The 25,679-nt window shown below is 64.6% G+C and carries 21 protein-coding genes; 9 read left to right on the forward strand and 12 right to left on the reverse strand.

Features of this window, described 5'->3' with window-relative positions; all coding sequences use genetic code 11:
* Window positions 1–29 precede the first annotated feature (29 nt).
* Together DEQ67_RS17150 and DEQ67_RS17155 are read left to right on the forward strand one after the other, a co-directional pair.
* Window positions 30–800 carry an IclR family transcriptional regulator gene (locus tag DEQ67_RS17150; protein WP_115861956.1) on the forward strand — a complete coding sequence of 257 codons (771 nt, stop codon included), beginning with the start codon at window positions 30–32 and terminating at the stop codon, window positions 798–800.
* Window positions 801–1,947: 1,147 nt separating this feature from the next.
* Window positions 1,948–2,544 carry a SprT-like domain-containing protein gene (locus DEQ67_RS17155; RefSeq protein ID WP_004043246.1) on the forward strand — a complete coding sequence of 199 codons (597 nt, stop codon included), beginning with the start codon at window positions 1,948–1,950 and terminating at the stop codon, window positions 2,542–2,544.
* A gap of 29 nt (window positions 2,545–2,573) precedes the next feature.
* On the opposite strand, the gene DEQ67_RS17160 is transcribed toward DEQ67_RS17155, so the two are convergent.
* On the reverse strand, window positions 2,574–2,768 hold the full coding sequence (locus DEQ67_RS17160; RefSeq protein WP_004043247.1) for a hypothetical protein: 195 nt from the start codon (window positions 2,766–2,768) through the stop codon (window positions 2,574–2,576).
* Window positions 2,769–3,136: 368 nt separating this feature from the next.
* Between DEQ67_RS17160 and DEQ67_RS17165 the strand changes: the two genes are divergently transcribed.
* Window positions 3,137–3,826, forward strand: a complete 690-nt coding sequence (locus DEQ67_RS17165) for a DUF1028 domain-containing protein (protein ID WP_004043248.1) — start codon at window positions 3,137–3,139, stop codon at window positions 3,824–3,826.
* A 39-nt stretch (window positions 3,827–3,865) separates the two neighbouring features.
* Here DEQ67_RS17165 and DEQ67_RS17170 read toward each other — a convergent pair whose 3' ends face one another.
* Genes DEQ67_RS17170 through DEQ67_RS17185 form a run of 4 tightly spaced genes read right to left on the reverse strand, consistent with a single transcriptional unit; the run spans window position 3,866 to window position 9,563 of the window.
* The gene (locus DEQ67_RS17170; RefSeq protein WP_115861958.1) at window positions 3,866–6,019 is read right to left on the reverse strand and encodes an ABC transporter ATP-binding protein; all 2,154 of its coding nucleotides are present in this window, start codon (window positions 6,017–6,019) and stop codon (window positions 3,866–3,868) included.
* Window positions 6,016–6,915, reverse strand: a complete 900-nt coding sequence (locus DEQ67_RS17175) for an ABC transporter permease (RefSeq protein WP_004064566.1) — start codon at window positions 6,913–6,915, stop codon at window positions 6,016–6,018. Before DEQ67_RS17175 ends, DEQ67_RS17170 begins: the two co-directional genes overlap by 4 nt.
* Window positions 6,915–7,874, reverse strand: a complete 960-nt coding sequence (locus DEQ67_RS17180; protein WP_004064568.1) for an ABC transporter permease — start codon at window positions 7,872–7,874, stop codon at window positions 6,915–6,917. The genes DEQ67_RS17175 and DEQ67_RS17180 overlap by 1 nt, the downstream gene beginning before the upstream one ends.
* A 15-nt stretch (window positions 7,875–7,889) precedes the next feature.
* Window positions 7,890–9,563, reverse strand: coding sequence for an ABC transporter substrate-binding protein (locus DEQ67_RS17185; RefSeq protein ID WP_008605829.1), 1,674 nt, complete (start codon window positions 9,561–9,563; stop codon window positions 7,890–7,892).
* A 412-nt stretch (window positions 9,564–9,975) separates the two neighbouring features.
* Between DEQ67_RS17185 and DEQ67_RS17190 the strand changes: the two genes are divergently transcribed.
* Window positions 9,976–11,223: a Zn-dependent hydrolase gene (locus tag DEQ67_RS17190; RefSeq protein WP_004064586.1), complete on the forward strand. Its 1,248-nt coding sequence runs from the start codon at window positions 9,976–9,978 to the stop codon at window positions 11,221–11,223.
* Between the two features lie 402 nt (window positions 11,224–11,625).
* Entirely contained in the window at window positions 11,626–12,441 is an 816-nt protein-coding gene (locus DEQ67_RS17195; protein ID WP_004043255.1) for an IclR family transcriptional regulator, read from the forward strand.
* A 915-nt stretch (window positions 12,442–13,356) separates the two neighbouring features.
* Here the strand turns inward: DEQ67_RS17195 and DEQ67_RS17200 are convergent.
* Both DEQ67_RS17200 and DEQ67_RS17205 read right to left on the reverse strand, forming a co-directional pair.
* On the reverse strand, window positions 13,357–14,154 hold the full coding sequence (locus tag DEQ67_RS17200) for a universal stress protein (RefSeq protein WP_115803861.1): 798 nt from the start codon (window positions 14,152–14,154) through the stop codon (window positions 13,357–13,359).
* The gene (locus tag DEQ67_RS17205; protein WP_115861962.1) at window positions 14,147–15,616 is read right to left on the reverse strand and encodes an APC family permease; all 1,470 of its coding nucleotides are present in this window, start codon (window positions 15,614–15,616) and stop codon (window positions 14,147–14,149) included. Before DEQ67_RS17205 ends, DEQ67_RS17200 begins: the two co-directional genes overlap by 8 nt.
* Before the next feature lie 206 nt (window positions 15,617–15,822).
* On the opposite strand from DEQ67_RS17205, the gene DEQ67_RS17210 reads away from it, so the two are divergent.
* Window positions 15,823–17,070: a tyrosine-type recombinase/integrase gene (locus tag DEQ67_RS17210; protein ID WP_006600917.1), complete on the forward strand. Its 1,248-nt coding sequence runs from the start codon at window positions 15,823–15,825 to the stop codon at window positions 17,068–17,070.
* A 428-nt stretch (window positions 17,071–17,498) separates the two neighbouring features.
* On the opposite strand, the gene DEQ67_RS17215 is transcribed toward DEQ67_RS17210, so the two are convergent.
* Window positions 17,499–17,963: a DUF1269 domain-containing protein gene (locus tag DEQ67_RS17215; RefSeq protein WP_115861964.1), complete on the reverse strand. Its 465-nt coding sequence runs from the start codon at window positions 17,961–17,963 to the stop codon at window positions 17,499–17,501.
* 234 nt (window positions 17,964–18,197) lie between these two features.
* On the opposite strand from DEQ67_RS17215, the gene DEQ67_RS17220 reads away from it, so the two are divergent.
* From DEQ67_RS17220 to DEQ67_RS17230, 3 genes are read left to right on the forward strand one after another with little or no spacing between them, the layout of a single operon-like run.
* Window positions 18,198–18,701, forward strand: coding sequence for a hypothetical protein (locus DEQ67_RS17220; RefSeq protein WP_115891623.1), 504 nt, complete (start codon window positions 18,198–18,200; stop codon window positions 18,699–18,701).
* 54 nt (window positions 18,702–18,755) lie between these two features.
* Complete coding sequence (locus DEQ67_RS17225) at window positions 18,756–20,450, forward strand: TIGR00341 family protein (protein ID WP_115803857.1); 1,695 nt, start codon at window positions 18,756–18,758, stop codon at window positions 20,448–20,450.
* Entirely contained in the window at window positions 20,440–22,107 is a 1,668-nt protein-coding gene (locus tag DEQ67_RS17230; RefSeq protein WP_115891620.1) for an MFS transporter, read from the forward strand. The genes DEQ67_RS17225 and DEQ67_RS17230 overlap by 11 nt, the downstream gene beginning before the upstream one ends.
* Before the next feature lie 678 nt (window positions 22,108–22,785).
* On the opposite strand, the gene DEQ67_RS17235 is transcribed toward DEQ67_RS17230, so the two are convergent.
* From DEQ67_RS17235 to DEQ67_RS17250, 4 genes are all read right to left on the reverse strand, one after another.
* Window positions 22,786–23,001, reverse strand: coding sequence for a hypothetical protein (locus DEQ67_RS17235; RefSeq protein ID WP_004064598.1), 216 nt, complete (start codon window positions 22,999–23,001; stop codon window positions 22,786–22,788).
* An 89-nt stretch (window positions 23,002–23,090) separates the two neighbouring features.
* The gene (locus DEQ67_RS17240; protein WP_004064599.1) at window positions 23,091–23,579 is read right to left on the reverse strand and encodes a universal stress protein; all 489 of its coding nucleotides are present in this window, start codon (window positions 23,577–23,579) and stop codon (window positions 23,091–23,093) included.
* A gap of 3 nt (window positions 23,580–23,582) precedes the next feature.
* Entirely contained in the window at window positions 23,583–25,232 is a 1,650-nt protein-coding gene (locus DEQ67_RS17245; protein WP_115861970.1) for a VC_2705 family sodium/solute symporter, read from the reverse strand.
* Window positions 25,229–25,666 carry a DUF4212 domain-containing protein gene (locus DEQ67_RS17250; protein ID WP_115861972.1) on the reverse strand — a complete coding sequence of 146 codons (438 nt, stop codon included), beginning with the start codon at window positions 25,664–25,666 and terminating at the stop codon, window positions 25,229–25,231. Before DEQ67_RS17250 ends, DEQ67_RS17245 begins: the two co-directional genes overlap by 4 nt.
* Between the last annotated feature and the right edge of the window lie 13 nt (window positions 25,667–25,679).

A 25,679-nucleotide genomic window follows, 5' to 3' on the forward strand; every position in this document is an offset into this window, starting at 1 on the left:
ATTTGTACGTCGGTCGAGTGTCGGAGGGTATGCCCAGCGCAGACGACTACGGAATCAAGGCGACGATGACGAGCCATCGAATCCTCGAGACGGTACGGAGTCGCGACCGGCCGACGTTGACGGAGATTGCGCGGGCGCTCGACCTCTCGAAACCGGCGGTCCACAAGCACCTCGCGACGCTCGAAGCTATCGGCTACGTCATGCGACGTGACGGGGGGTACGAAATCGGACTCGAACTCGTGAGTTTCGGCGTCTACGCGAGGCGACGCCAGCGGATATACGAGGTCGCCCGGTCACGGGTGGTCGAACTGGCCAACACCATGCGAGAGCAGGTCTGTCTGGTCGTTCCGGGACAGGGTAGTGAGTGGAACTGCCTCTACATGTTCACGGCCGTGCCAGCGGATGTAGACACTCCGGACCAGGAGGGGGAGATACGACCATTGCACGCGACGGCGGCCGGGAAGGTACTCCTCGCCAATATGGACAAAAACGAGGTTGCGGAGTTCCTCGACCACGACTCGCTCTCCTCGGAGACTGCGAATACGATTACCGAACGCAACGAGTTGCAGTCCAAGCTCCAAGCGATTCGCGACCAAGGAGTCGCATACGACAGACAGGAGCAATCGGACGACTATCGCGGCGTCGCCGCACCGGTCCTCGACGACGACGGTCGCCCGTTGGGCGCAATCGAAGTCCTCGGCCCTCCTCCGCGAATGAGCGGAAAGCGTCTCGAAGAGGACACCGTCGGATTGGTCGTCAGCGGAGCGAAGGACGTGGAGAATAAACTCTCTATCGACTGATAGATTTTCTATTAGTTAACAACTCGGGTGCGAGAGATAGAGATACGGGTACGGAGACCCGAATAGATGCCTATGAAGTTCATGAGAGGCAACATAGTGGATAGATAGACCGGTCGTGGGTTGGAGAGTGTTTTCTAATGGTGAACAACGATGAACTATCTGTATATGTGGCTCTGTGGGGTGGTCGGTGGAAAAAGGCGAATGAGATTACACACATAGACATGTAATTAGACGTCGAGGATTCGAGGTCGAACTCGTGAACCGGGCAAGTGAGTTTGACAGGTCGTTCGAAGGAGTAGTATTTCGATTAATATACACACGTATCGGCACCGCGCGCGCGGCGACTGGCTTACGGCTGTGGAACTGAGTGACACGCATGTGGTGAGCGTGGGATGCGTTTAGATGAACTTTCGCTCAACGTAGTCAAACATACCGACCAAGCAAAATCGAAGGGTAGCAGTCAACTAATTCCGTAATTCCCCCGAGAAATACATCGGTTAGGAGGTCGTGTTTCTCCGGGAGTCAGCAGAGAACCGGAGCAGTCTACGGTTCCATACAGTCCAAACGCTGCATCGTCAAGCAGCGGTTCACGCCAGATACTATTGATAATCTTAGACAAGAATACACCGTGAAGACGTGCCAGCCTGTCCGGTACTGGCGGTCGACATCGACAGTGAAACCTCAATCACGAATATCGTTCAGGTATTCGGTCATGAAGGCTAATGCTCGACTAGCCGAAAAATACTCACAGTCAGATAGATAGTAATAACTGACAGTCTACAAGGGAAAGTCACAACTCGAACCCACCGACCGGTCGAGCAAGTCTTCGATACCAAGAAAGCAAGCGTCGCTCGTTAGTGGTTCGTTCTCAGAACCACGGGTTTCGGAGGTAGAATCGAAATATCAGCTTAGAAAATATCTAAGATATCTTACTTCCGAAGGTAGGTATGCGTCGAAATGTGTAAGTCGACGTATTAACCCCGAAACCCACATTTCGCGAACACAACCTCGGCAAGGAGAAGGCTGGCAACCGCCCCCGCGAGACTCAGCGAAGGCCGTGGTCACTGCGAGGCCAAGCCAGCGTCAACAGAACGCTCAGCGGAGGCGAAACAGCCATGACCGTCGGTTTCGAACGGCGAACCTGAGCGTGACCCACGGAACGAAGCGGGCGGCCGAAGCGTACGACGCAGTCGAGAGTCACGAGGAGTTGATTCGGTGGTCTCGGGCGTACTGCACGCGCGCGGTCGCAGCGCACGGTTTCGACGTGATGCTCGGCCCCGTCTGCTGGGAAGTGTCCACGCGGGCGAAACGTCGCGCGGCCGCGGTGAAGACCCCGACCATCGAGAACGCCAGCGTCGGGAGGGCTATCGACTGGAGTGCACGGGCGAACGGGTTCGGAGAGTCGACGCCGCCCGAATGCACGATGTCGCTGTCGTGGCGGGCGTTCGAGTCGTTCGACCGCGAGGAGTGGTCCGCGACGCTCCGACACGAACTCGTCCACGTCGAGCAGTTTCAGGCGTTCGGCGCGACCGACCACGGACCGGCGTTCAAACGCCGCGCCGAGGCGGTCGACGCCCCGGTTCGCGTCCGCCGGTTCGCGGAGCCGAAGTACACCCTCTCTTGCGAGGCCTGCGGCGCTGACGTTGCCTACCGCTACCGCGAGTGTAAACTGGTCCGCGAGTCGTCGGCCTATCGCTCCGCGTGTTGCGAAGCGCCGCTACACTGTCGAAAACGGCGGGAGTAGCAGGCGGGAGTCGCCCGCCCCGCGAGCGACTATCGGCTCGGCGGGTGCGCCCGCGCCTCCCGAATCGCCACGAAGGCGACCGCGAGGACGAACACGAGCGCCAAGAAGAACTCGACGCCGGGAACGGTCCCGGCGATAGCCCAAACGTACACGTCCTCCGCGCCGAGGATGACGAACAGCGCGACGAGAATCACCACGCCGGTTCGACCGATGCCGAGTCTCATACGTCGATTTTGCCACCGCGACAACATAAGCGTTGGAGGCGACTGTCGTCTCGTGAGAGACAGTGGTATTGCTGATTTCACGAATACTACGTGGCGATTGACGACAAGAGAGTTGTATTGTGGCAGGAAAATTAATATTCAGGAATAATATAAATATTCAAAGAGAATATAAGAATATTCGAGTTAAAATAGTTCGAGTCTAAGAAATGATTTTGTTAAGAATTGATGTTTATTCGAAATACTGCGTAGTCTGTGAGAAGCGAGAAGAGACTCGAAGCCGACGAAATCGGGAGGCCACCACCGTTACCACGCGCTGCGAGAGGAGACTATTTACCGCGCGAGCGTGACCGGAAACCAGTATCGAACCCATGCGACACGTCCCAGGAACCTTCTCGATAGCGGCGCGCGACCCCGAGGCGAACGTCTACGGCGCGGCGGTGACGACCGGAACCGTCGCCGTCGGCGCGACCTGCCCCTACGTGAGCGCCGGCGGCGCGGCGGTCACGCAGTCGTACACGAAGCCCGAACACGGCCGCGACGCGGTCGCCCGCGCGGAAGCCGGCGAGCGCATCGACGACGCCTTCGAATCGCTCCTCGACGACGACGACCACGCCGCCTACCGACAAGTCCACGGCGTCGGCGCGGGCGGCGAGTTCGCCTTCACCGGCGGCGAGTGCGTCTCGTGGGCCGGCCACCGCGTCGGCGACGACTACACCGTTGCGGGCAATATGCTCGCCGGGGAGGGTGTCGTCGAGGCGACCGCCGAAGCCTACGAGGCCGCCGACGGCGACATGGCCGAGCGACTCGTCTCGGCGCTCGAAGCCGGCGAATCGGCGGGCGGCGACGACCGCGGCGAGCTGAGCGCCGCGCTGCTCGTCCACGCGCCGACGCCGGAGTTCTACCACAACCTCCGTGTCGACCTCTCCGACGACCCGGTGGCCGACCTGCGCGGCCTGCTCTCGGAGGCGCGGCGCGCGAAAGCCCAGATTCGACGGGAGACGGACGCGCAGTTCGGTGACTACCCGGACGAGATTCTGGAGTTCGGCGTCAAGTACTGAGTCGACCGCGGCGCTAAAAAAGTGACCGCGCGGGCGGCGTCAGTCCGAGTCGGCCGGGCTGGTCTCCGCGCGCTTCGACGGCGTGATAAACGAGTCGCGTTGGCTCATCTCCTCGTCGGAGAGGTGACAGGAGATGTAGTGGTCGCCGCCGTCGACGGCTTCGAGTTCCGGGAGGTCCTGCTCGCAGACGTCGCCGATTTTCTTCGGACAGCGCGTCTGGAACGGGCAGCCCGACGGCGGGTTGATGGGACTCGGGACGCTCCCCTCCAGCAGGATGCGGTCCGTCTCGCGGTCCGGGTTCGCGTGGGGGACCGCGGACAGGAGGCTCTCCGTGTAGGGGTGGAACGGCGGCGAGAACACCTGCTCGATGCTCCCGAACTCCGCGATTTTCCCGAGGTACATCACGGCCACGCGGTCGCAGATGTGCCGGATGACGCCGATGTTGTGCGAGATGAACAGGAACGAGATGTTCTCGTCTTCCTGAATCTCGTTCAGGAGGTTGAGAATCTGCGCCTGCACGCTCACGTCGAGCGCCGACACGGGCTCGTCGCAGACGATGAGCTTCGGTTCGACCGCGAGCGCGTGCGCGATGGCGACGCGCTGTTGTTGGCCGCCGGAGAACTCGTGGGGGTACTTGCTCGCGGCGGCCCGCGAGAGGCCGACGCGTTCGAGCAGGTCGCCCACGCGCTCGCGCTTTTCCTCGCCGGTGGCGATGCCGTGTTTCTCCATCGCGCGCCCGACGATTTGGCCGACGGTCTTCCGCGGGTTGAGCGAGCTCTGGGGGTCCTGGAATATCATCTGCATCTCGCGGCGCAGACTCCGAATCTCCGAGGAGCCGAGTTCGTGGAGCGGCTGGCCCTCGAAGTACACCTCGCCGTCGGTCGGTTCGAGGAGCCGGAGCGCGGTGCGAGCGACCGTGGACTTCCCGCAGCCGGACTCGCCGACGAGCCCGACGGTCTCGCCGGGGTAGACGTCGAAACTCACGTCGTCGACGGCCTTGACGTGCCGCCGTTCGACGGTCGGCAGGCCGCCGCCCTCCCACGAGAGGTGGACGTTGCCGAGGATTCCTTCGCCGGCGTCGAAGTACTTCTTCAGGTTCCGCACCTCGAACAGCGGCTCGCCGGTGCGGTCGATGTCGCGGCGACCGGCCCCGGCTTCGGGGACCGTGCTCTCCGAGAGGTCGAGGTCGTCGGCGTGGAGACACGCCGCGCGCGACGAGCCGTCGCCGACGGGGTCGAGCGACGGGTCGCCGCCGGTCCGACACGCCTCGGTGGCGTGCGGACACCGCGGCGCGAAGTTACAGCCGCTCGGGAGGTCCCCGAGGTCGGGCATCGCGCCGTCGAGCGTCGGCAGTTCGTCGTAGTCGGTGTCGACCTCCGGGATGGAGTCGATGAGCGAGCGGGTGTAGGGGTGTCGCGGGCGGTCGAACAGGTCGCCGAGTTCGGCCGTCTCCACGAGGTTCCCGGCGTACATGACGCCGACGTGGTCACACGTCTGGGCGACGACGCCGAGGTTGTGGGTAATCATCAGCACGGCCGTCCCCTCGCGCTCCTGCATCTCGTTGAGCAGGTCGAGAATCTTCGCCTGCGTCGTCACGTCGAGCGCGGTGGTCGGCTCGTCGGCGATGATGAGGTCCGGCTCGCAGGAGAAGCCGATGGCGACGAGGACGCGCTGGCGCATCCCCCCGGAGAACTCGTGGGGGTAGTCGTCGATGCGCTCTTCGGCGTCGGGAATGCCGACATCGTCCATCGACTCGATGGCGAGCTGGCGTGCCTCCGACTTGGAGACGTCCTGATGGCGGCGAATCGTCTCCGTAATCTGCTCGCCGACGGTCATCACCGGGTTGAGCGACGACATCGGGTCCTGCGGAATCATCGCGATGCGGTTGCCGCGGATGTCGCGCATCTCGGCTTCCGTCTTCTGGAGGAGGTCTTCGCCGTCGAAGACGACCTGTCCGCCGGTGATTTCGCCGGGCGAGTCGATGAGGCGCATGAGCGACCGCGCCGTCACGGACTTGCCCGCGCCCGATTCACCGACGAGACCCATGGTCTCGCCGCGGTCGAGCGAGAACGACACCTCGTTGGAGGCGACGATGGGTCCGCCCTCGGTGTGGAACTCGGTTCTGAGTCCGCGCACGTCGAGCAGCGGGCCGTCGTCGGCCTCGGCGTCGGTCGCGGTACTGGGTGCGCTCATTCTATCGCCTCCACTTTGGGGTCGAGCACGTCACGCAGTCCGTCGCCGAGCATGTTGAACCCGACGACGGCGATGCCGATAGCCAGCGCGGGGAACAACAACATCCACGGCGCGGTCTCCATGAAGCCGCGACCGGTGTTGATCATCAGCCCCCACGACGGCCGCGGGGGTTGCGCGCCGAGGCCGAGGAACGACAGGCTCGCCTCCGCGAGGATGGCGAACGAGACGTTCAGCGACCCCTGCACCAGCATGGGAGCCATGCAGTTCGGGAACACCTCGCTGAAGACGATGCGCGAGTCGCTCTCGCCGCGGGCGATTGCGGCCTCGACGTACGCCTCGTTGCGTTCGGCCAGCGCCGCGCTCCGCGAGACGCGGGCGATGTACGGCGTGTAGACGAACGCGAGCGCGATGATGACGTTACTCAACTCCGGGCCGAGAACGACCAAGAGCGTGAGCGCGAGCAACACCGGCGGGAACGCCATCGCGGCGTCCATGACGCGCATCAGTATCTCGTCGGTTAGCCCGCCGGCGTAGCCGGCGACGACGCCGACGACCGCGCCGACCGCGAGCGCGCCGGAGATAGCGCCGAAGCCGACGTACAGCGAGATGCGGCTGCCCATGACGACGCGGCTGAAGATGTCGCGGCCGAGGTCGTCGGTGCCGAACGGGTGTTCGACCGACGGGGCCTGCGAGCGGTCTTCGATGTTCGTCGCGTCGATGGGGTACGGCGCGATAACCGGCGCGAAGATGGCGACGAGTACGAGCAGCACCACGATGGAGAAGCCGAGCATCGCCTTCGTGTTACTGCGGAACTTCCGGACGAACCGGGCGATGCGGTCGCGCTGTGACTGCGTGATGGTGAAGCGACCGCGGTCGGTCTCCTGTTCGGTCGCCATCAGTCGTCACCTCCGTAGCGGATACGGGGGTCGAAGTACGCGTACAGCAGGTCTGCGGCGAAGTTCGAGAACATGTAGATGAGTGCGACCACGAGGATGCACCCCTGAATCAGGGGGATGTCGCGGCTCTGAATCGCGGTCAGCGTCAGCCGACCGATGCCGGGCCAGAAGAACACCTCTTCTAACACGACGACCCCGCCGAACGCGTAGCTGAACTGGAACGCGATGACCGTGATGACGGGGATGATTGCGTTCTTGAGCGCGTGGCGGAGGACGATGACCCGTTGGCTCATCCCCTTCGCACGCGCGAGATTGATGTACTCCTCGCTCAGCACCTCCAGCATCGACGACCGGGTCATCCGCATGATGTAGGCGGTGAGCGCGAAGCCCATCGCCCCCGCGGGGAGGACGAGTCGCGTGAGCGACCCGACGAGGTCCTCGCTCGGGGAGACGTACCCCCCGGTCGGAAAGAGGTTCAGCCAGACGGCGAACACCAGGATGAACACCAGCCCCCACAGGAAGATGGGCATCGAGATGCCGACGAAGGCGAACATCGAAGCGCTCACGTCGGGCGCTTCGTTCTGGTTGACGGCGGCGTAGACGCCGAGCGGCACCGACAGCACGACGGCGACGAGCGTCGCGGCGACCGCGAGCATCATCGACCGTGGAAGCCGCTCGGCGATGAGCTGTGCCACGGGCTCACCGAACCGGAGCGATTCGCCCATATTCCCCTGGAGGAGCCCGACGACCCAGTCGATGTACTGCACGTACAGCGGGCGGTTGAGTCCCAGTTGGGTTTGGAGCGCTTCGAGCGATTGTTCGGTCGCGTTGGGGCCCAAGATGAGCAGGGCCACGTCACCGGGCAGGATGTTGGTGACGGCGAAGGCGATGAGCGTGACGAAAAACAGCGTCACCGCCATGAACCCGACGCGCCGAACGACGTAGTTGTACATCGACATTGTGTGGAATCTCTGTTAGCGGTCGAGCCAGTTGTCTCCGAACTGGAGCGTCGACCCGTCGGGCGCGCCGATATCGCCTTTGTACTGCGAGGCGGCCCCGTAGAGACTCGGCTGCCACCACAGGAAGAGGTGGCCGGCGCGCTCCTCGTGGAGAATCTCCGTCGCCTGGTGGTAGAGGTCGGCGCGCTCCTGTTCGTCGTAGATGGTGCGCGCCTCCTCGACGAGCGCGTTGTAGTCCTCGTTCACCCAGTTGGTGAAGAAGAACGCCCCGTTGGGGTGCAGGAACTTGTAGAACGACACGTCGGGGTACCAGAGCGCGAGGTAGGAGCTCGTCGTCGCCTGGAAGTCGCGGTTGGAGTAGACGTCCGAGAGCCACGTGCTCCACGTAATCTGCTGGATTTCGAGGTTGATGCCGACCTCGGCGGCGTCGGCGGCGATGACCTCCGCGGCCTGCACCTGCGTCGGGTAGGACTGCGGAATCTTGAACGTCGCCGTGAAGCCGTCGGACATACCGGCGGCGTCGAGGTGCTCTTGGGCCTTGTCGAGGTCACGCGGGCGCGGCTCGATGTCCGGGTTGACCCACGGACTGCCGGGCGTCGCCGGGGACGCGGTGGTCTGGCCGGTGCCGTAGAGCGCCGCTTCAGCGACCTTCTCCTTGTCGATGGTGTAATCGAGCGCGAGGCGGGCGTCCTTGTTGTCGAACGGGGCCACGTCGCAGTTCAGGCCGAGGTAGACGAGCGATTTCGGGAACTGCTTCTCGAATCGAACGTCGGGGGCCTGCTCGACGCGGGAGACGTCCTTCGGCGCGATGCCGTTGACGAAGTCGTACTCGCCGGCGAGGAACGATTGGAGGCGGACGCTCGGGTCCGGCACCTCGCTTTTGACGATGGTGTCGATGAACGGGCCGTCCTCGTCGGACGCGCCCCAGTAGTCCTCGTTGCGCGACATCGTGAACGAGGTCTCGATTTCGCGGCTCTCGAACACGTACGGACCGGTCCCGATGGGTTCTTCGACCATGTCCTTCTCGGCGTTCTCGGCGGGCATGACCGACAGCTCCGCCGTCGCCATCTTGGCGAGGAACGGCGCGAAGGGTTCGGTGAGTTGGACTTCGAAGGTGTAGTCGTCGGGGGCGCGAAGCTCCTCGACGTAGTCGAAAAAGCCGGTGGCGAGGTAGTCGCCGTTCTGGACGCGCTCGTAGCTCGCCAGCACGTCCTCGGAGGTCATCTCCTTGCCGTTGTGGAAGGTGACGCCCTGCCGGAGGTTGAACGTCAGGAGCGTGTTGTCGTCGGACTGCTCCATCGACTCCGCGAGGTGCGGTTCGATGGAGTAGTCGTCCTGCAGCGCGACGACTTCCTCGTAGATGTTCTCAAGAACGCGCTTCGAGGCCGCGGAGGTGTCGATGTGCGGGTCGAGACCCTGCACCGGCACCGCGCCGCCCCACTGGAGCGTGCCGCCCTGCTTCCCGCCGCTCGCGGCGGTCGTCTCGGTGCTTTCGGTGTCGTCGCTTCCGCCCGAAGTGCCCGAATCTGCGGTCGTGCTGTCGTCTGAACCGCCGCCCGTACACCCGGCGAGCGCCGCCGCGCCGGTCGTCGCCGCCGCCCCGAGGAAAGTGCGGCGGTCGAACCGACTGCGACGCGTGCCGTCGCCGGTGCTGTCGGAGGAGTCGCTCCCCTTGCCATTCTCTTGCATACAGACCCTCAAATCCGCTACTGTGTGATAAAAATTGTGATTGTGTGAGTACAATCATCATATCGAGACGAGAGAGGTGTAACACCAGATACCATTTCGAGCGCCGGACGAGAGGGAACTGTGGAATGACCAATTCCACCCGGTCACGTCCGGGATTACTCCCAGAACGTCAACCCACCACCCCACAGGCGACGGTCCAAATCGACGACCCGACGACGGCCCGCAGGTCGGTCGCGAGCGACCGAGCCGTGCCGACGGACGTCTTCGAGAGACATGGTAGGGGCAGAGTCCGAGAACCCACATCCAGCGTACCGTGCCTGCTGATTTCGGAGAGTGCGCGACTGGCCGGTACTGTCATGCATGTGACCGAATTCCAAACAATAAAATAGGGTGAGTCCCGAATCCGGGAACCATGCGAGTCAATCAGCAGCGACTCCGCAGCGACATCGAGTCGAACGCGGAGTTCGGGGCCGTCCCGACGGACGAAGGTCGGGGGCGGACGGTCCTGACCGGCAGCGAGGCGGACCGGCGGGCGAGAGAGTTCTTCTGCGAGCGCCTCCGGGACGCCGGTCTCTCCATCACCATCGACGAGGTCGGCAACATCGTCGGCCGATGGGAACCCGAGAGCGCGGACCCCGACGCGGCCCCCGTCGCCACGGGGAGCCACCTCGATTCGGTCCCCGAGGGCGGCATCTTCGACGGCCCGCTCGGCGTCTACGCGGGGCTGGAGAGCGTCCGCGCGATGCAGGACGCCGGCGTCGAGCCGGTCCGCCCCGTCGAGGTCGTCAACTTCACCGAGGAGGAGGGCCAGCGGTTCGGCGGCGGCCTCATCGGGTCGGCGGTCGCCGTCGGGGAACTGGGCGTCGCGGAGGCGCTCGATATCGAGGACGACGACGGGATTCCGCTCGGTGACGCCCTCGCGGACATCGGCTACCGGGGCGACGGGCGCGTCGACGCCGCCGACTGGGACGCGTGGATAGAGCTCCACATCGAGCAGTCAGAGCGCCTCGAAGACGCGGCGGTCCCGGCCGGCGTCGTCACGAGCATCGTCGGCCTCTCGCGCTGTGCCGTCGAAATCACGGGTGAGGCCGACCACGCGGGGTCGACGCTCATGGGCGACCGCTCGGACGCGCTCGCCGCCGCCAGCGAGTTCGTCCTCGACGTGGAGCGCGCGACGAACGAGCGCGGCGAGGTCTCGGAGACCGCGGTCGGAACCGTCGGCAAACTCGAAGTCTCGCCGAACGCGCCCAACGTCATCGCCGGGCAGGTCGACCTGACCGTCGACATCCGCGACGTGGCGTACGACTCCATCGAGTACGTCATCGACGAGGCGGAAGCGAGCCTCGACCGCATCGAGGCCGAGCGCCCGGTCGAAACCGCGCTCTCGCACCCGTGGGACCGCAAGCCCGTCGAGATGAGCGAGCGCTGCCGCGCCGCGCTCCACGACGCCGGGGCCGATGCCGACCTCGACACCCTCGACCTCCACTCCGGGGCGGGCCACGACACCATGCACGTCGCGGCCGTCACCGACGCCGCGCTGCTCTTTGCCCCCTCCCGCGACGGCATCTCGCACAACCCCCGCGAGTGGACCGACTGGGAGGACTGCGCCGACGCGACCCGCGTACTCGCCGGCGCGCTCGCCGACCTCGCGACCGAGTGACGAGACCGCCCGCTCGACGACTGTCGTGTTCGTTTCCGTGCTCCGATGAACCACCGCGACTGGTGAGTCCGAGTCGGCTGACTCCCGCATCTCCGCGACGGCCGCGTCGTCGAAACCGCTCGCTCGGGCGAAACACGAATCATCAAGTAGAGCCGCTGAAGACCCGCTATTCTCACAGTTCGAGGCGAATCGAGTCACGTAACACACCGCATCGTTTGTGGAATGAGAACAGAACGAATTAGCGGTCGGATTCGCTGTTTCAGCCCGTTAGAAGACCGAATTCAGTTTCGTTGGCCCCGAAATAGCGCTACGTTGCGGTAATCCGTGCGTTTTATCGGTTCTCTCGAAAGTGAACGTTCGTCAAATACAAACATCTATGGCTCGGGAGCTTCGAACTGGACTATGGCAGACGAACACACGACCGGTTCGCCGCGGACCCTGAAGACGGTGTCTCGTGCGTTCGATGTCGTTCGTGCGCTCGAAGAGCTAGACGGCGCGCGAGTGACCGAGTTGGCAAACCATCTGGACCTCTCGAAGAGCGTCGTCTACAACTACTTGAGCACGCTGCGGGCCGAGAAGTTCGTCGTGAAGGAGGAAGACACCTACCGGCTGTCGCTGCAGTTCCTCCTCGTGGGCGAGTACGTCCGCTACCAGAACATCCTCTACCGAATCGGCAAGCCCGAAATCGAGGAGCTCGCGGAGAAGACCGGCGAGTACGCCCACTTAGCGACCGAACAGCACGGGCTGGGCGTCAACCTCTACAAGGTGAGCGGCGAGAAGGCCGTCGGGAGCGACTACCAGGTGAACAAGCTCCAGCGCGCCGACTACCTCCACTTCTCGGCGACCGGAAAGGCGATTCTCGCCCACCTTCCCAAAGAGCGCGTCGAGTGGATTATCGACCAGTACGGCCTGCCGGGGAAGACCGAGGCGACCATCACGACCCGCGAGGAACTCTTCGAGGAGTTGGAGACGATTCGCGACCGGGGCTACTCGCTCAACGACGAGGAGGAAATCAAGGGCCTGCAAGCCATCGGCGCGCCGGTAACGAACCGCCACGGACGCGTCCTCGGCTCCATCAGCGTCTCCGGGCCCGTCCGCCGGATGAAACAGCCCGAGTACCACGAACAACTCATCGAGAGCGTCGTCAACACCGCCAACGTCATCGAGGTCAACGTCAACATGGAGGAGTCCGACGACGACTTCCCGACGTTCAGTTAGTCGGTCGCGTCCTCGCCGGACATCACGCCGGAGTCGTCTTCACGTCGACATCTCCCGTCCGGTTCACAAACGGAGAACCGGCGGTCTCGACCGCGTCGCGGTCGAGTCGGGGACCCCGAAACGGGACGAGCGGTGGGCCGAGGACTCCCCCCGCTCTCAAATCTCGGCGCCGCGGTGTCGAAGCAGCACTCGGACCGTCGACGCCGTCCGCCAGCCGAGAGTGACGTTTTCGACCATCGGACGGTCAACACGCCCCCAAAAGTTGCGAGAGCGGAACATCGAGGAGTCCAGAGACAACAACTGATAGCCCGCAGTATTGACTATATAAGAACGCGAATAGATAATCAGTCGACGAATATTCGACGAGGCACGAGATTCCAGCTAGTCTCCGAAATCGTCACCGCAACCGAGACGCCTCACCGAAGGGCGGACGACGACTATCACCCCGACGGACGAGCCGAATTCTATTACGAGGCTATGTGTGTAATGCAAGTGCGGTCAAGCGACACAGTTCCGAACGCCGAAGTTCGAATGTCGTCCGCGCACGACCGGGCCGACCGAGTTCGTCGTCGATAGACGAACACTTCGTACCGACCGGACGAGTCGAGACGCGGAAGAGCAGTCGAACACGGTCTTCTGGTCGCGATGATATTGAATACTATAAACAACAGTGCGGTGCCAGATAGGGTTTATCCGTCGCCTGAATGTCCAACTGTCTCGAACGGTAACGGCGATACGAGCGGACCGGCCCAGTGACATATACTAAATATACTAAATAGGATTTCTATAAATTGTAAAATTTTTGAAATGTTCGAAATTTCCAATTCGTTCTCATCAATCAACCCTCTCCAGTGGATATGTTTTGTTGTCGCAATACTATAACGAGATCGTCAGAGAGAGAGACGAGGTGTCCCCTCACGCCGGGTCGGCGTTGTCGACGGGGTCGCCGGGGGCGTCAAACTCGTCGGGCTCGTCGGGCTCGTCGGATTCGGTGTCGAGCGGTCGCCGGACCACGAGCACCGGACCGACCGTCTGTTCGGCGACGCGGTCAGACGTTTCACCGAACAGCCGGCCGCGGAGCGTGGGTTTCTCCTCACCCATCACGACCACGTCGTGGTCGTCAGCGGCTTCGATGAGCGCCTGAAGCGGGTTCTGGGCGACGACGACGACGCGCGAGATGTGTTCGCGGCAGACCCCGAGGGCGGCCAGTTCGCCCGCGACCTCGCTGAGCAGGTCTTCGCCGTCCGAGACCGCGGCGTCCTCTTCGGCGGCGTGGAACAGCGTGAGCTCGATATCCTCGTGTCTCCCGACGGCCGCGGCGACCTTGGTAATCGTTTCGAGGTTGATGTCCTCTTTTATCGGGACGATAACGCGGTCGATAATCGGGGCGGGGTTCGAGAGCAACACCGCGTCGCAGTCCGCCTCCGTGGCGATGCGCTCCATCGTCTGGTCGGCGTCGTGAGTGAACACGAGCCGCGTCTCGACGGTCGCACCGGCGGCTTCGAACACCGAGACGAGCTCGCCGAGCTCCTCGCGCGCCTTCGGTTCGAACTGTTCTCTGGCCTGTTCGGGGGCCGTCTGCTCGGGAATCTCGTGATACGCGAGGATGACGACCGTCGTCCCCGAGAGCAGGCGGGTCAGTTGGTCAGGAATCACCTGTCCTTCGAGCACCGCGACGGGGACGAGCACGCGAACGTCGTCGGAATTACGCATCTGAGCTCACCCCCTTGAGGCGCACGTCTCTGGCGTAGACGAAGTACCACGCCAGCGCCGCGAGCGCGACGACGACGCCGACCGCCTGCGAGAGCGGTTGCATGAACGCGACGAGGCTGAAGCTCGCGAGCGCCCCGAGCACCGGAACGACCGGGTAGCCGGGGACGCGAAACGACGGGTCGTACCACGCGGGGTTCGACCGACGGAGCGCGATGAGCGCCACGCAGATGAGCCCGTAGGTGACGAGGTGCAGGAACGACGCGACCTCTGCGAGCACCTCCGTCCGGCCGACGGCGACGAGGACGACCGTCGGCCCGCCGACGAGCGCGAGCGCGACGTGGGGCGTCCCGTACCGGAGGTTGATTCGCGCGAGTTGCGGCGGGACCAGCGCGTCGCGGCTGAGCGCGTAGAGCGCGCGCGACGAACTGAGAATCGAGGCGTTCGCGCTCGACACCGTCGCGAAGAGCCCGGCGATGAGGATGGCGACCGCGCCGGGGAAGCCGAGGTACGAGCGGGCGACCTCGACGATGGCCGTCTCGCCGAAGGTGGCGAGTCGAGCGCTCCCGAACGCGCCGGTCGAGACGAGAATCGTCACGACGTACAGCACCCCGACGACGACCACGGACCCGACCATCGCCAGCGGGAGGTTCCGGCCGGGTTTCGTTATCTCGCCCGCGACCGTCGCCACCTGCGCGAACCCGAGGTAGGAAGTGAACACGAGCGCCGCCGTGGTGAAGATGCTGAGCGTCCCGTAGGGCATGAACTCCTCGGGGACGGTCTGCCGGCCGAACAGCCCGAGCGTGTCGAGCGAGCCGTAGACGAGGAACACGAGGAGGATGCCGAGAAGCAGGCTCACGATGCCGTTCTGGAGCTTCGTCGCGTTCTCGGTCCCGAACATGCTGAGCGCCGTCAGGACGATGCCGAAGCCGACGCCGAGCGTCGCCACGAGCGGCAGGTCCGAGACCATCGACGCCGCGCCCAACTCCGCCAAGACGGCGATGGCGTACTGCGCGAAGCCGACGAGGTAGAACGCCGAGGCGAACACCAGCCCCAGCCAGAGACCGATGCCGACGACCGCGCCGAACGCCGACCCCATCCCGCGGGAGATGAAGTAGTACGCGCCGCCGCTTTTCGGCATCGCCGTCGCCAACTCGGAGGTCGGAAGCGCGACCAACAGCGCGATGACCGCCCCGAGCGCGAACGAGAGCGCGGCCGCGGGGCCAGCCTGCCCGGCGGCGAGACCGGGGAAGACGAAGATACCCGCGCCGACCATGGTCCCGATACCGATTGCCAACCCGCCGCGGAGGCCGATTGTTCGCTCCAACTCGGTCCCGCTTTCGAGGACCGTCACCTCGTCGGCCGCGGCCCCGACATCGACCGCCGGGTCCGCGTCACCGACCGGTTCCCCGCCGTCGGGCGGGTCCGCCCCGAGCACTGAACCGCCGTCGTTTCCATCGGACATTGTAACGTCCTGTTATCACGGCTCCCCAATATATCTACTACCCATCATATTGAGGGCAGTCGGTCGGCCGGTGGGTGCGACACCGCCGGCGGTGCGTCGTCGCCCCCGACGAGAGAAAGGGTTAATCCGTCCGCGGCACGCCCTGCATACAGAACGATGGCGCACGGAACGCAACGCGGCGGACGGGTCGGGCGGGGTGAGCCGCGGTGAACTGGTCGCGGAAGTCGCTCGACGAGCTCGAAGCGTTCTACTGGGAGACGATAGCGCCGGCGATGGACCGCGACGGGATGGACCCGACGCGGGACGTGCCGACCTACGCGTGGCTGACCGAACGCGGCTGGTCGGGCATCGCCTACGCGCTCCGCGAGAAACACGACCTCACCCCGCGGGAGTTCTTCGTCGAGGTCGTCGGTCTCGGCGACGATGAGGCCGACGAGGGCTACGACTGGGGCGTCGACGACGACCGCACCGTCGAGGCGTTCGAGTCCTACCTCGGCATGCTCGAATCGCGGCGCGGCCTCGCGGACTCGACGCTGCCGACCCGCCGCACCCACCTCGCGCGGTTCGCCCGAATCTACCGCGACCGGTACGGGTCGGCGGACCTGCTTTCCCGGCTCGACGACCGCGACGCCGAGCCCGACGAGATAGACCGCTGTCTCGCGGTCCTCGACGAGTTCGACGCCGAGCTCGCCACCGACGGAACGAAGCTCAAATACCTCCAGACGGTCCGGTCGTTCTACGAGTACCTCGTCGACTTCCGGCGCGCGCGGTACAACCCCGTCGAGAACGCCGCAAAGCAGTTCCGCTGGGAGCAGGGCCAACCCGACAACCGCACGATGACGGCCGACCAAGTGAGCGACGTGTACGCCGTCGCCGACGACCTCGAAGACCGGCTTCTCGTCCTCGGACTCGCCGGGTGGGGGCTGCGACCGAACGAACTCGCGTCGCTCCGCGCCTCCCAGCTCGTCCTCTCCGGCGACGACCCCCACATCGCGTTCGACGAGCGCAAAAACGGGCCGGGAACCGTCGCGCTCCTCTACGGCGTCGACGCCGTCGCCGCGCGCATCGACGCGCTCGCCGCGGACGACGACTGGAACGGCGCGCTGTTTCCCTCCTCGCGGGCCGCCTCGGGACACATCGCCCGCGAGACGGTCAACCGCCGGTTCAAGCGCCTCGCCGACGAGGCCGGCGTGACCGTCGACGGCGAGGTTCCGACCGCGAAACTCTGTCGGCGCTTCTGGTACACGGCATATCAGGAAGCGGTCGACGAGATGCTCGCCCAGTTGGAGGGCGTCGCCGCCGACCAAGGGTCGAAAAGCGCCGGCGTCGTCATGTCGAACTACCTCTCCGAGGAGCGCCGCCGGTCGTTCCGCCGGCAGGCGATGCGCGAGACGCTGGCCGACGTGTTCGAGTCCGCCGGCGAGTCTGCGACCGTCGAGACGCAGATGCCGTGACTGTCGCGTCGGTCGCTGCGCAAGACACGAGGTGGGTCGGCGGCCGGGTAAATCATATGTCGCGATATACAACTATCTCGTGGTGGGAGTGGTATGCAGACCGACAGCGACGCGACCGCATTTCTGTACTGAAAAGCCGCCAGCGTTCGGAACGGACCGGCGGTTCGACGGAAACGCTCTGCTCAGTCCAGAGAGACGTTCTTCCCATCGAATCGCTGGCAGACTACGCACCCGTCGGACACTCGTCCACCCCCGATAATGATGGCTCACCGACGTTTTTGTTACACGACTAACTTTGTAAAGTATAGTGACTCTCGTTCCGGGGAGTAAGACACTTGCGAGCGTCGAAGAGTGTCCGGCGCACACGTCGTCAGGCGTGGGCGACGCTCTCGGCACCGCGCAGACGGTCACCTGTGGCCGTTCGGAATCTATCCCGCAATCTCCTCGGCGGCGAACGCCTCACGGAGTCGGTCTTCGTCCTCGGGCGAGAGGTTCGTCTCGATTATCTCGAACTCGTCGTCCGACAGTTCCGCCTTGATTCGGTCCATCTGCGCGCCGCGGGACAACAGGAACAGCGCGGAGGTTCCGGGTTCGACCGTGTTCGCGACCTCTTTGATGAACGAGTCGTCGACGCCGATGTCGGTGAACTTCCCGCTGAGCGCGCCCGTCACCGCTCCGACCGCCATCCCGAGCCACGGCATCCAGAAGATGACGCCGATGAGAAGCCCCCAGAACGACCCCCCGAGCGCGCCCACGCCGACGAGGCTCTGTGCCTGTTTGACCTTCACCTGCCCGTTCTCTTTTCGAACGGCGATGGCGGCGTCCTCTATCGTAATCAGTTCGCGCTTCTGGAGGTGGTACAGTTTCTCCCGCATGTTCTCCGCGCCGTCCATCGTATCGAACGCGAGTACGACTAGTGAACTCATCTCATCAACTCACTCACACGTAAGCGGGAAACCATAATAAACTGTGTTTACCGCGTCGCTGACTGTCTCGAAGCCGGTAATTCGTCGCGTTCGAAACAGTCAGCCGTCCCTCGAACGAGTGTTTCCCGCGAAGTTCGAGGGATGGCCACCCGACCCGTCACGACCTACGGCTCTATACTCGTCGCCCGCCAACGCTCCGGTATGACTAGTCGGAACTCGTTCACGCCCGCGGAGTGGCGGGCGCTCGCACAGACGCCGGTCGAGGTGATGTACGGCGTCGTCGTCGCCTCGAACGGCGGCCTGCGGCGAGAGCTGAAGACGATTCGTCGGACTCTCCGACACACCGACGAGTTCGGCCCGGAGTCGGAGCTCGTCACCCACGTCGCCGGGGCCGTCCGGGTGAACGCCGACCGGGTGCGACGCGACGCGGAGACGCGAGATTTCACTCGCCCGGTGGCAATCGCTCGCGCGGGCGACCACTGCCGGGAAGCGACGGCAATCGTCCGAGCGCGGGCGACCCCGGCGGAGCGAGACGAGTACGGACGGTTCGTTCGCTGGTGCGCCGAACGGGTCGCGGACGCCGGGGTCGAAGGCGGGATACTCCGACTGGGCGGCCGGCGGGTCAGCCCGGCCGAGCGGGCGTTCATCGACGCCATCGAGGATACGCTCGCCGTTGCCGATACGCCGAGCGAGACAAGCGGGTGAGCTATCCTATCAAAGCACTCATATTATTTAGTGCTTCGTGACGTTGTATCCCGTATGCGACTCGTTCAGGTGCTGATACCCCGGGGGAGCCGAGAGAGCGTGCTGGAGTCGCTCGACGGACAGGGAGTCGACTACGCCGTCTTCGAGGAGGTCGGCCGGGGCGACTTCGAGGCGATGGTGCAGTTTCCGGTCCCGCCCAGCGGCGTCGAGACGGTGATGGAAAAGCTGACGAACGCGGGCGTCCGAGACGACAGCTACACCATCGTGCTCCCGACGGAGACGGTCGTCTCGCAGCGGCTCTCGGCCCTGAAAGAGCGCTTTCCCGGGCTCAGAATCTCCCGCGAGGAACTCCACGCCAGGGCGGAGGACCTCGCGCCGGCGAACTCGACGTTTTTCAGTTTCCTGATACTCAGCACGGTCATCGCCGCGACGGGACTGCTTCTCGACTCCGCGGCGACGATTATCGGCGCGATGGTCGTGGCCCCGCTGATGGGACCGGCGGTTTCGGCGTCCGTCGGGGCGATACTGGCCGACCAACGGATGGCGACTCGCGGCGTCGTCCTCCAGGTGACGGGCCTCGCGGCGGCCATCGCGACGGCCGCGGTGCTCGGAGTGGTGCTCCAGCAGACGATTCTCATTCCGCCGGGCGTCGATATTCAGGCGATACCGCAGGTCGCAGAGCGAACCAGTCCGAACGTCCTGTCGCTGTTTCTCGCGTTGGGGTCGGGCATCGCGGGAGCGATAAGCATCATGCGCGGGTCCGGGTCGACGCTCGTCGGCGTCGCCATCGCTGTCGCGCTCGTCCCGCCGGCGGCGACATCTGGGCTGGGTATCGCGTTCGGACTCCCCGCGGTCGCCGTCGCGGGCGCGGTGCTCGTCGTCGTCAACCTCCTCGCCATCAACCTCTCGGCGCTGATTCTGTTCTACCTGTCGGGGTTCAAACCGCTCGACGCCGACGAGCGGGAGGGCGTCAGAACGTCGGTCGCCACCCGAATCGCCGTCATCGGTGTGGGTATCGCCGTGCTCTCGCTCGTCCTCGCCGGGGTGACGTACGCGTCGTTCCAGACCGCGTCGTTCGAGCAACAGACGCAGGCCGAACTCCAGCGGCAGTTCGACGAGGCGGACATCGAGGGCGTCGAACTCGTCAGCGTCACGGTCGACTACCGGCCCATCGATTACCTCCTCGGGAACCAGCCGCGAGTCGACGTGCTGGTCGGGATTCCGCGGGACCTGCAAGCGCCGCCCGACCTCGCACAGCGGTTCGACGACCAACTGACCGCGGAGTTGGGCCGGGACGTGGTCGTCAGAGTCGGCTTCGTGGAAGCGCAGGTCTCCGACGAGGACGCCGAGCTACTCATCAACGGCGACGCGTTCGGGCTGTGGGAGTTCACCGACGTCGACGGCCTCGACAAGTTCGACGCGCTCGTCGACCGCTATCCGGAGCTGTTCGACCAGTTCGAAGCGACCGGCGAGCGAGTCCCCATCACGCTCATCCCCGGGAATCACGACTACGAACGCGTGGCGAAGGACGCACCGAACGAGGAGACGTGGTTCCAACGGCTCGTCACACCAGCGCCGGGGCGGGGAGACGATATTCCGTCCCGGACGGTCGTCCGACCGACCACCGAATCAAGCGGCGCGGCCGCAACTAACCCGAGTGGCGGTGACGCGACGACCGAGGCTCCGAGGCGTCCGGTGCGCAGAGAGGTTTATCGAACGGGACGTGGTATCGAGGACGATGGACTCTGACGCGAACGCGCACGTTCTCGACGAGGGGGTGGCGAGGACCGATTCGGCGAGCGGGCTGGCGTACTGGGGGCCGGCCGTGGCGGTGAGTCTCGCGATGTTCATCGGGGTCATCGACTCGACACTGATGAACGTCGCGATTCCGTCTATCGTCACCGACCTCGACACGACCGTCACGGTCGTCCAGGGCGCGATTTCGTTCTACGCGATGGTCATGGCGGCGCTGATTCTCCCCGGCGGCAAGCTGTCGTCGATGTACGGGGTTCGACGGCTGATGACCGCGACGCTCCTCGTGTACGGCGTCGGGACGACGCTGGCGGCGCTGAGTTGGAACGTCGTCGTGCTCTACGTGGGCTGGTCGGTCATCGAGGGGGCCGCCGCCGCCGTGTTGCTCCCGCTGACGTTCACCGTCCTCCTCGTCAGCTACGAGGGCGCGGACCGGGCGAAAGCTCTCGGCATCCTCGCCGGCGTGAACGCGGCGGGTGCCGCCTTCGGGCCGCTTTTGGGCGGCGCGGTCACGACGTTTGCGAGTTGGCGCTGGGGGTTCGGCATCGAGGTGCTAATCGTCCTCGTCGCGCTCGCGTTCGTCAGGTATCTTCCGGAGGCGTCCCTGAACGAGACGCCGACGAAACTGGACATCGGCGGCACGCTCCTCTCGGTGGCGGGGACGACCGCCCTCGTCGCCGGCGTCCTCTTGGCCGGGCGGTACGGCTGGCTAGCGGCCCGCCGACCGTTCGTCGTCGGCGGCGTGCAACTGGACTCGTTCGGCGCGTCTCCGACCGTCTGGCTCGTCGGCATCGGCGTCGGCGTCTTCGCGGCCTTCGTCCAGTACGAGCGCCGCGTCGAGCGCGAGGGCGGGTCGCCGCTCGTCCCGGTCCGCCTCCTGTCGAACGGGGCGTTCACCGCCGGCATCGCCACGAACGCCGTTCGGTCGCTGGTCCTCGCGGGGTTCATCTTCGTCGTCCCGGTCTTCCTCCAGACCGGGGCCGGGTACACGGCATTCGAGACCGGCGTCGCGATGCTCCCGTTCTCGGTTGCGACGTTCGTCGCGTCCGTCTTCACGACCGGCTGGCGGCGGTTCGTCGCGCCGAAACTGCTGGTTCAGGCCGGCGTCGTCCTCATGGGAATCGGCGTGCTCGCGCTCGCGTCGCAGACGGCGCTGGACGCGACAGTCGCACAGCTCGCCGTGCCGATGGCGCTCGTCGGCCTCGGGCTCGGCCTCGTGATGGCACAGCTCATCGATATGACGCTCTCGGCGGTCGACCAGCGGGACTCGGCGGCGGCGTCCGGGCTGTTGAACGCGACGATGATGCTCGGCTACTCGTTCGGGACCGCTATCGTGGGCACGTACCTGCTCAGGCGGTTCTACGACGGCGTCGTCGACGGCGTGTTGGCCGCCGCGGGCGCGAGCGTGTCAGCGAGCGAGCGAGGGGCGCTCGTCGTCGCGCTGGAAACCGCCGCCGAGACGGCGACCGAAGGGACCCAACGGGCGTTTCTCGCCGGCCTCACGCCGGCGCAACGGGAGCTACTGGCCGAGGTGTTCGACGCCGCGATAGTGCAGGCACAGCGGGCGACGCTGTTCCTCCTCGCCCTGTTCGCGTTGCTCGTGCTCCTCGTTTCGACGCTGCTACCGGACGAAGGGACCAGCGGCGACCCGTGAGCCGTGAGTACGGCGTCGCTCGCTGCCGTCGCTCTCATCGCTGTCGTCGTCGTGACCAACAGTGCGTCGAATGAGCAGACTGGCGGGAGAGACCGCCATTCGAGATATCCGTTCTGATAATCTCACTCAGAGCAGTATAGTATATATTTAGCAATATAGTCTCAGGATTCCTGAAGAATACCATCTTAGATGCCGATTTTAGCCCTCTAAACCACAAATTTTTAGAATTTTTGAAATGTTTACCAGATGTAGTCGTGTTATATTCGAACATAACCATATTGATTCAGAGACACTTTTGAAATAGTTATATTTGAAGAGTTGTGTTTATTCGATATTATTATATGATATTCCAGACAGTCTGTATCGCCTAATTATCGGATGTGAATCCGCATCTGGCAGCAGTATGATATTTGAGGGAATCAGGGGCCACGGCAGGACGGACAGAGAGGCGAACACTCGATGACGAGGGGGGTCGGGATAACGCGACAGCGGGTGAGTACAGTCGTGTTGGCGTTGGTAACGGTGATGTCGCTCGTCGCGTGGGTACCGGTCGGCGCGGCGCTGACGATATCTGACCCGCCGTCACCGACGGCGACGAACGAGTGAGCGCGTCGGCGAGCGCGAACCCGAAACCGTTCCGAGTCAGGACGAGAAGATAGTCCGAGAGAGAATCCGGCGTCAGCGCTTCTCGCGCGCGGCTTCGACCGACGCGAAGAAGCCGAAGTACGCGACGACGCCCGCACCCATACAGAGGTAGAACGCCCACTGCGGTCCGTCGAGAACGTCGAACAGGACCGAAACGACCGTCACCCACGCCAGGGCGAACAGCAGGTCGGTTAGCATCCCCGAGCGGTGTTCGCGCACGTGGGTGCGAATCGTCTCCGCGAGGCTCATCGACGGGGCACCTCGCCGGGAGTCGCGGGCGACGTGGTCGTCGTCGCGCGGGTGGTGGCCGTTCTCGCGTGGGTCGCGTCGTACATCGGTTACGCGTCCGCTTCTGCTTCCGTTTCCGCGTCCTTTTCGTGGACGTCGACGACGAGCACCGGGAGCCGCGTCCGCCGGAGGACGCGTTCGGTCACGCTCCCGAGGACGACCCGGGAGAGACCGGAGCGACCGTGCGAGCCCATCACGACGAGGTCGATATCGTTGTCCTCGACGAACTTCCTGATGGCTCGCGCCGGTTCGCCCGGGACGACGTGTTCCCGGACGGCCAGCCCGTGTTCGGCGGCGGCGTCGGCGACGTAGCCCGTGGCCGCGTCGGCCGCGTCCTTCACTTCGGGCATGTCGTCGAGGTGGCCCTGCCGGATGCGGTCGACCTGCTCCGTTCCCAGCGAGTAGCTTGTGGCGTCGACGTCGACGACGTACAGCGCGTGGACCGTCGCGCCGTACTTCGAGGCGAGGTCGACCGCCTGTTCGACGGCGTACTCCGCCGCGTCGCTTCCGTCAGTCGGAACGAGGATGTGTTCGTACATTGGTTAATCGTCCGCGGGGGACTGGCCCCCGTCGGCGCTCATGACGACGTCTTCTGCGGACTGTTGCTGGCCCATCGGTTCGGGGCTGTGACACTGCCGGACCATCTTCTTGATTCGCTCGGGCGGTTCGTCAGTCGCCATCGAGACGGCGATGGTGACGACGAACACGAGCGGCGTGCCGACCAGCGCCGCGCCGATGGCCGGCACGAACTCGGCGAAGAGGTCGCTGAAGTGGAAGATGAGGTCGTTGACCACGGCGGCGACCCAGAGCGTGAGGCCGACGCTCATGCCCGCGAGCGCGCCCTGACGGTTGGTGTTCTCCCACCAGAGACCGAGGAAGAACATCGGGAACAGCACGATGGCCGCAAGGGAGAACGCGAGCGCGACCAGTTCGCCGACGAGCGCCGGCGGGTCGAACGCGGTTACCGTCACGATGATGCCGAGCGCGACGATGGTCGCGCGACCGACGAACACCTGCTGACGCTGGGTCGCGTCGGGGTTGATGATGTTCGTGTAGATGTCGTGAGAGACGGCGGACGAGGCGGTGATGAACAGCCCCGCCGTCGTGGCGATGGCGGCGGCGATGCCGCCGGCGGCGACGAGGCCGACGAACCACGTCGGCAGGTTCGAAAGCTGCGCCGCGAGCACCACGATGAGGTCGCCCTCACCGCCGCTCATGCCGCCGTTGGCCGCGAACGTCGGGCCGTACTGGGAGGCGTCGTAGAGGTCGACGCCGAACGCCGCCAGCGCCGGGGCGCTCCAGTACAGGAGCAGGATGAAAAACAGCCCCCAGACGGTCGACTGCCGCGCCGTCTTCTCGTTTTCGACGGTGTAGAACCGCACCAACACGTGCGGGAGCCCGCAGGTGCCGAAGATGAGCGAGAACGCCGTGGCAATCCAGAGGTAGAACCCGGCGTTGGCGAACGGCTCGGAGAACTCGGTGGAGAGTTCGCCGATGAGTTGGCCGTATTCGATGTGCGGGAGGACCGTCGAGTAGCCGCCGGTGAAGCCGACGACGTAGACGGCCGTCAGGAACGCGATGATGAGGATGACGTACTGGACGGCCATGTTCTTCGTCGCGCCCATCATGCCGGAGATGGTCAGATAGCCCACCGTAATCGCCATCATCACGATGACCATCGTGACGTAGTCGGTCCCGAAGACGTACAACCCGACGAGACCCATCCCGCGGGCCTGCCCGACCGAGTAGACGAACCCGATGAGGATGGTCGTCAGCGCGCCGATTGCCCGCGCCGTGTCGGAGTTGAATCGGTCGCCGACGAAGTCGGGTGCGGTGTACTTCCCGAACCGGCGCATCTGCGCGGCCAGGAAGATGAGCAGGACGAAGTAGCCGGCCGTCCAGCCGATGATGAACGCGAGCCCGTAGAAGCCCGAGAGGGCGACGAGCCCCGCTAACCCGAGGTACGAGGCCGCAGACATCCAGTTCGCACCGATTGCCATCCCGTTTTCGATGTTGCCAATCGACCGGCCGGCGACCCACATTCCCTCGGTGTCGGCGACTTTGAACACGTAGCCGATGGCGAGAAACAGGGTCAACATCCCGACGACCATGATGGCAGGCACGAGTTTGAACGAGATGTTGAGCGCCTCGGGAAGCAGGTCACCCGACTGGAGGAACACGCTCGCCGTCATTCGACGCGCCCCCCGTCGGCGACGGCGGCCTCACGCTCGCCCTTCGAGCGCGCTTTCGACGCCGTGTGGTCGATGCCGTACCGCTCGTCGAGCTGGTCGCGCTTGCGCGAGTAGATGAACGCGAGCACGAGCGAACTCGTCGGTGACAACACGGCGACGAGGAAGTAGTGCAGCGGGAAGCCGATGACCGGGAGCTGTGCGGTCATCGTCGCCGGTGCGAAGTAGGTGAGCACCGGCGGTCCGAACGTGAGCAGCGCCCACGCGATAAAGCCGGTCCAGATTACTTTCAGGTGGTCTCGCATGAACGGGGTGCTCGGCTTCAGCAGGTTCACCTCCCGCGACAGGTAGTCTATCTCGTCGTGTCTCGGAGCCGTACTCCGGTCGGTGCTCGCGTCGTGTGAGTCAATCTCTGACTCGGTTGATTCGCGTGACATAGATTGGTTGGTC

The sequence above is a fragment of the Haloferax sp. Atlit-48N genome, from assembly GCF_003383015.2.
GTDB classification, from domain to species: domain Archaea; phylum Halobacteriota; class Halobacteria; order Halobacteriales; family Haloferacaceae; genus Haloferax; species Haloferax volcanii.

Coding starts and splice junctions, on each gene's coding strand:
- DEQ67_RS17190 (WP_004064586.1), top strand. CDS start 9,976: ATGCGAGTCAATCAGCAGCGACTCCGCAGCGACATCGAGTCGAACGCG.
- DEQ67_RS17250 (WP_115861972.1), bottom strand. CDS start 25,666: ATGTCACGCGAATCAACCGAGTCAGAGATTGACTCACACGACGCGAGC.
- DEQ67_RS17150 (WP_115861956.1), top strand. CDS start 30: ATGCCCAGCGCAGACGACTACGGAATCAAGGCGACGATGACGAGCCAT.
- DEQ67_RS17180 (WP_004064568.1), bottom strand. CDS start 7,874: ATGTCGATGTACAACTACGTCGTTCGGCGCGTCGGGTTCATGGCGGTG.
- DEQ67_RS17245 (WP_115861970.1), bottom strand. CDS start 25,232: ATGACGGCGAGCGTGTTCCTCCAGTCGGGTGACCTGCTTCCCGAGGCG.
- DEQ67_RS17195 (WP_004043255.1), top strand. CDS start 11,626: ATGGCAGACGAACACACGACCGGTTCGCCGCGGACCCTGAAGACGGTG.
- DEQ67_RS17200 (WP_115803861.1), bottom strand. CDS start 14,154: ATGCGTAATTCCGACGACGTTCGCGTGCTCGTCCCCGTCGCGGTGCTC.
- DEQ67_RS17160 (WP_004043247.1), bottom strand. CDS start 2,768: ATGAGACTCGGCATCGGTCGAACCGGCGTGGTGATTCTCGTCGCGCTG.
- DEQ67_RS17225 (WP_115803857.1), top strand. CDS start 18,756: ATGCGACTCGTTCAGGTGCTGATACCCCGGGGGAGCCGAGAGAGCGTG.
- DEQ67_RS17170 (WP_115861958.1), bottom strand. CDS start 6,019: ATGAGCGCACCCAGTACCGCGACCGACGCCGAGGCCGACGACGGCCCG.
- DEQ67_RS17240 (WP_004064599.1), bottom strand. CDS start 23,579: ATGTACGAACACATCCTCGTTCCGACTGACGGAAGCGACGCGGCGGAG.
- DEQ67_RS17205 (WP_115861962.1), bottom strand. CDS start 15,616: ATGTCCGATGGAAACGACGGCGGTTCAGTGCTCGGGGCGGACCCGCCC.
- DEQ67_RS17230 (WP_115891620.1), top strand. CDS start 20,440: ATGGACTCTGACGCGAACGCGCACGTTCTCGACGAGGGGGTGGCGAGG.
- DEQ67_RS17175 (WP_004064566.1), bottom strand. CDS start 6,915: ATGGCGACCGAACAGGAGACCGACCGCGGTCGCTTCACCATCACGCAG.
- DEQ67_RS17235 (WP_004064598.1), bottom strand. CDS start 23,001: ATGAGCCTCGCGGAGACGATTCGCACCCACGTGCGCGAACACCGCTCG.
- DEQ67_RS17215 (WP_115861964.1), bottom strand. CDS start 17,963: ATGGACGGCGCGGAGAACATGCGGGAGAAACTGTACCACCTCCAGAAG.
- DEQ67_RS17165 (WP_004043248.1), top strand. CDS start 3,137: ATGCGACACGTCCCAGGAACCTTCTCGATAGCGGCGCGCGACCCCGAG.
- DEQ67_RS17220 (WP_115891623.1), top strand. CDS start 18,198: ATGACTAGTCGGAACTCGTTCACGCCCGCGGAGTGGCGGGCGCTCGCA.
- DEQ67_RS17185 (WP_008605829.1), bottom strand. CDS start 9,563: ATGCAAGAGAATGGCAAGGGGAGCGACTCCTCCGACAGCACCGGCGAC.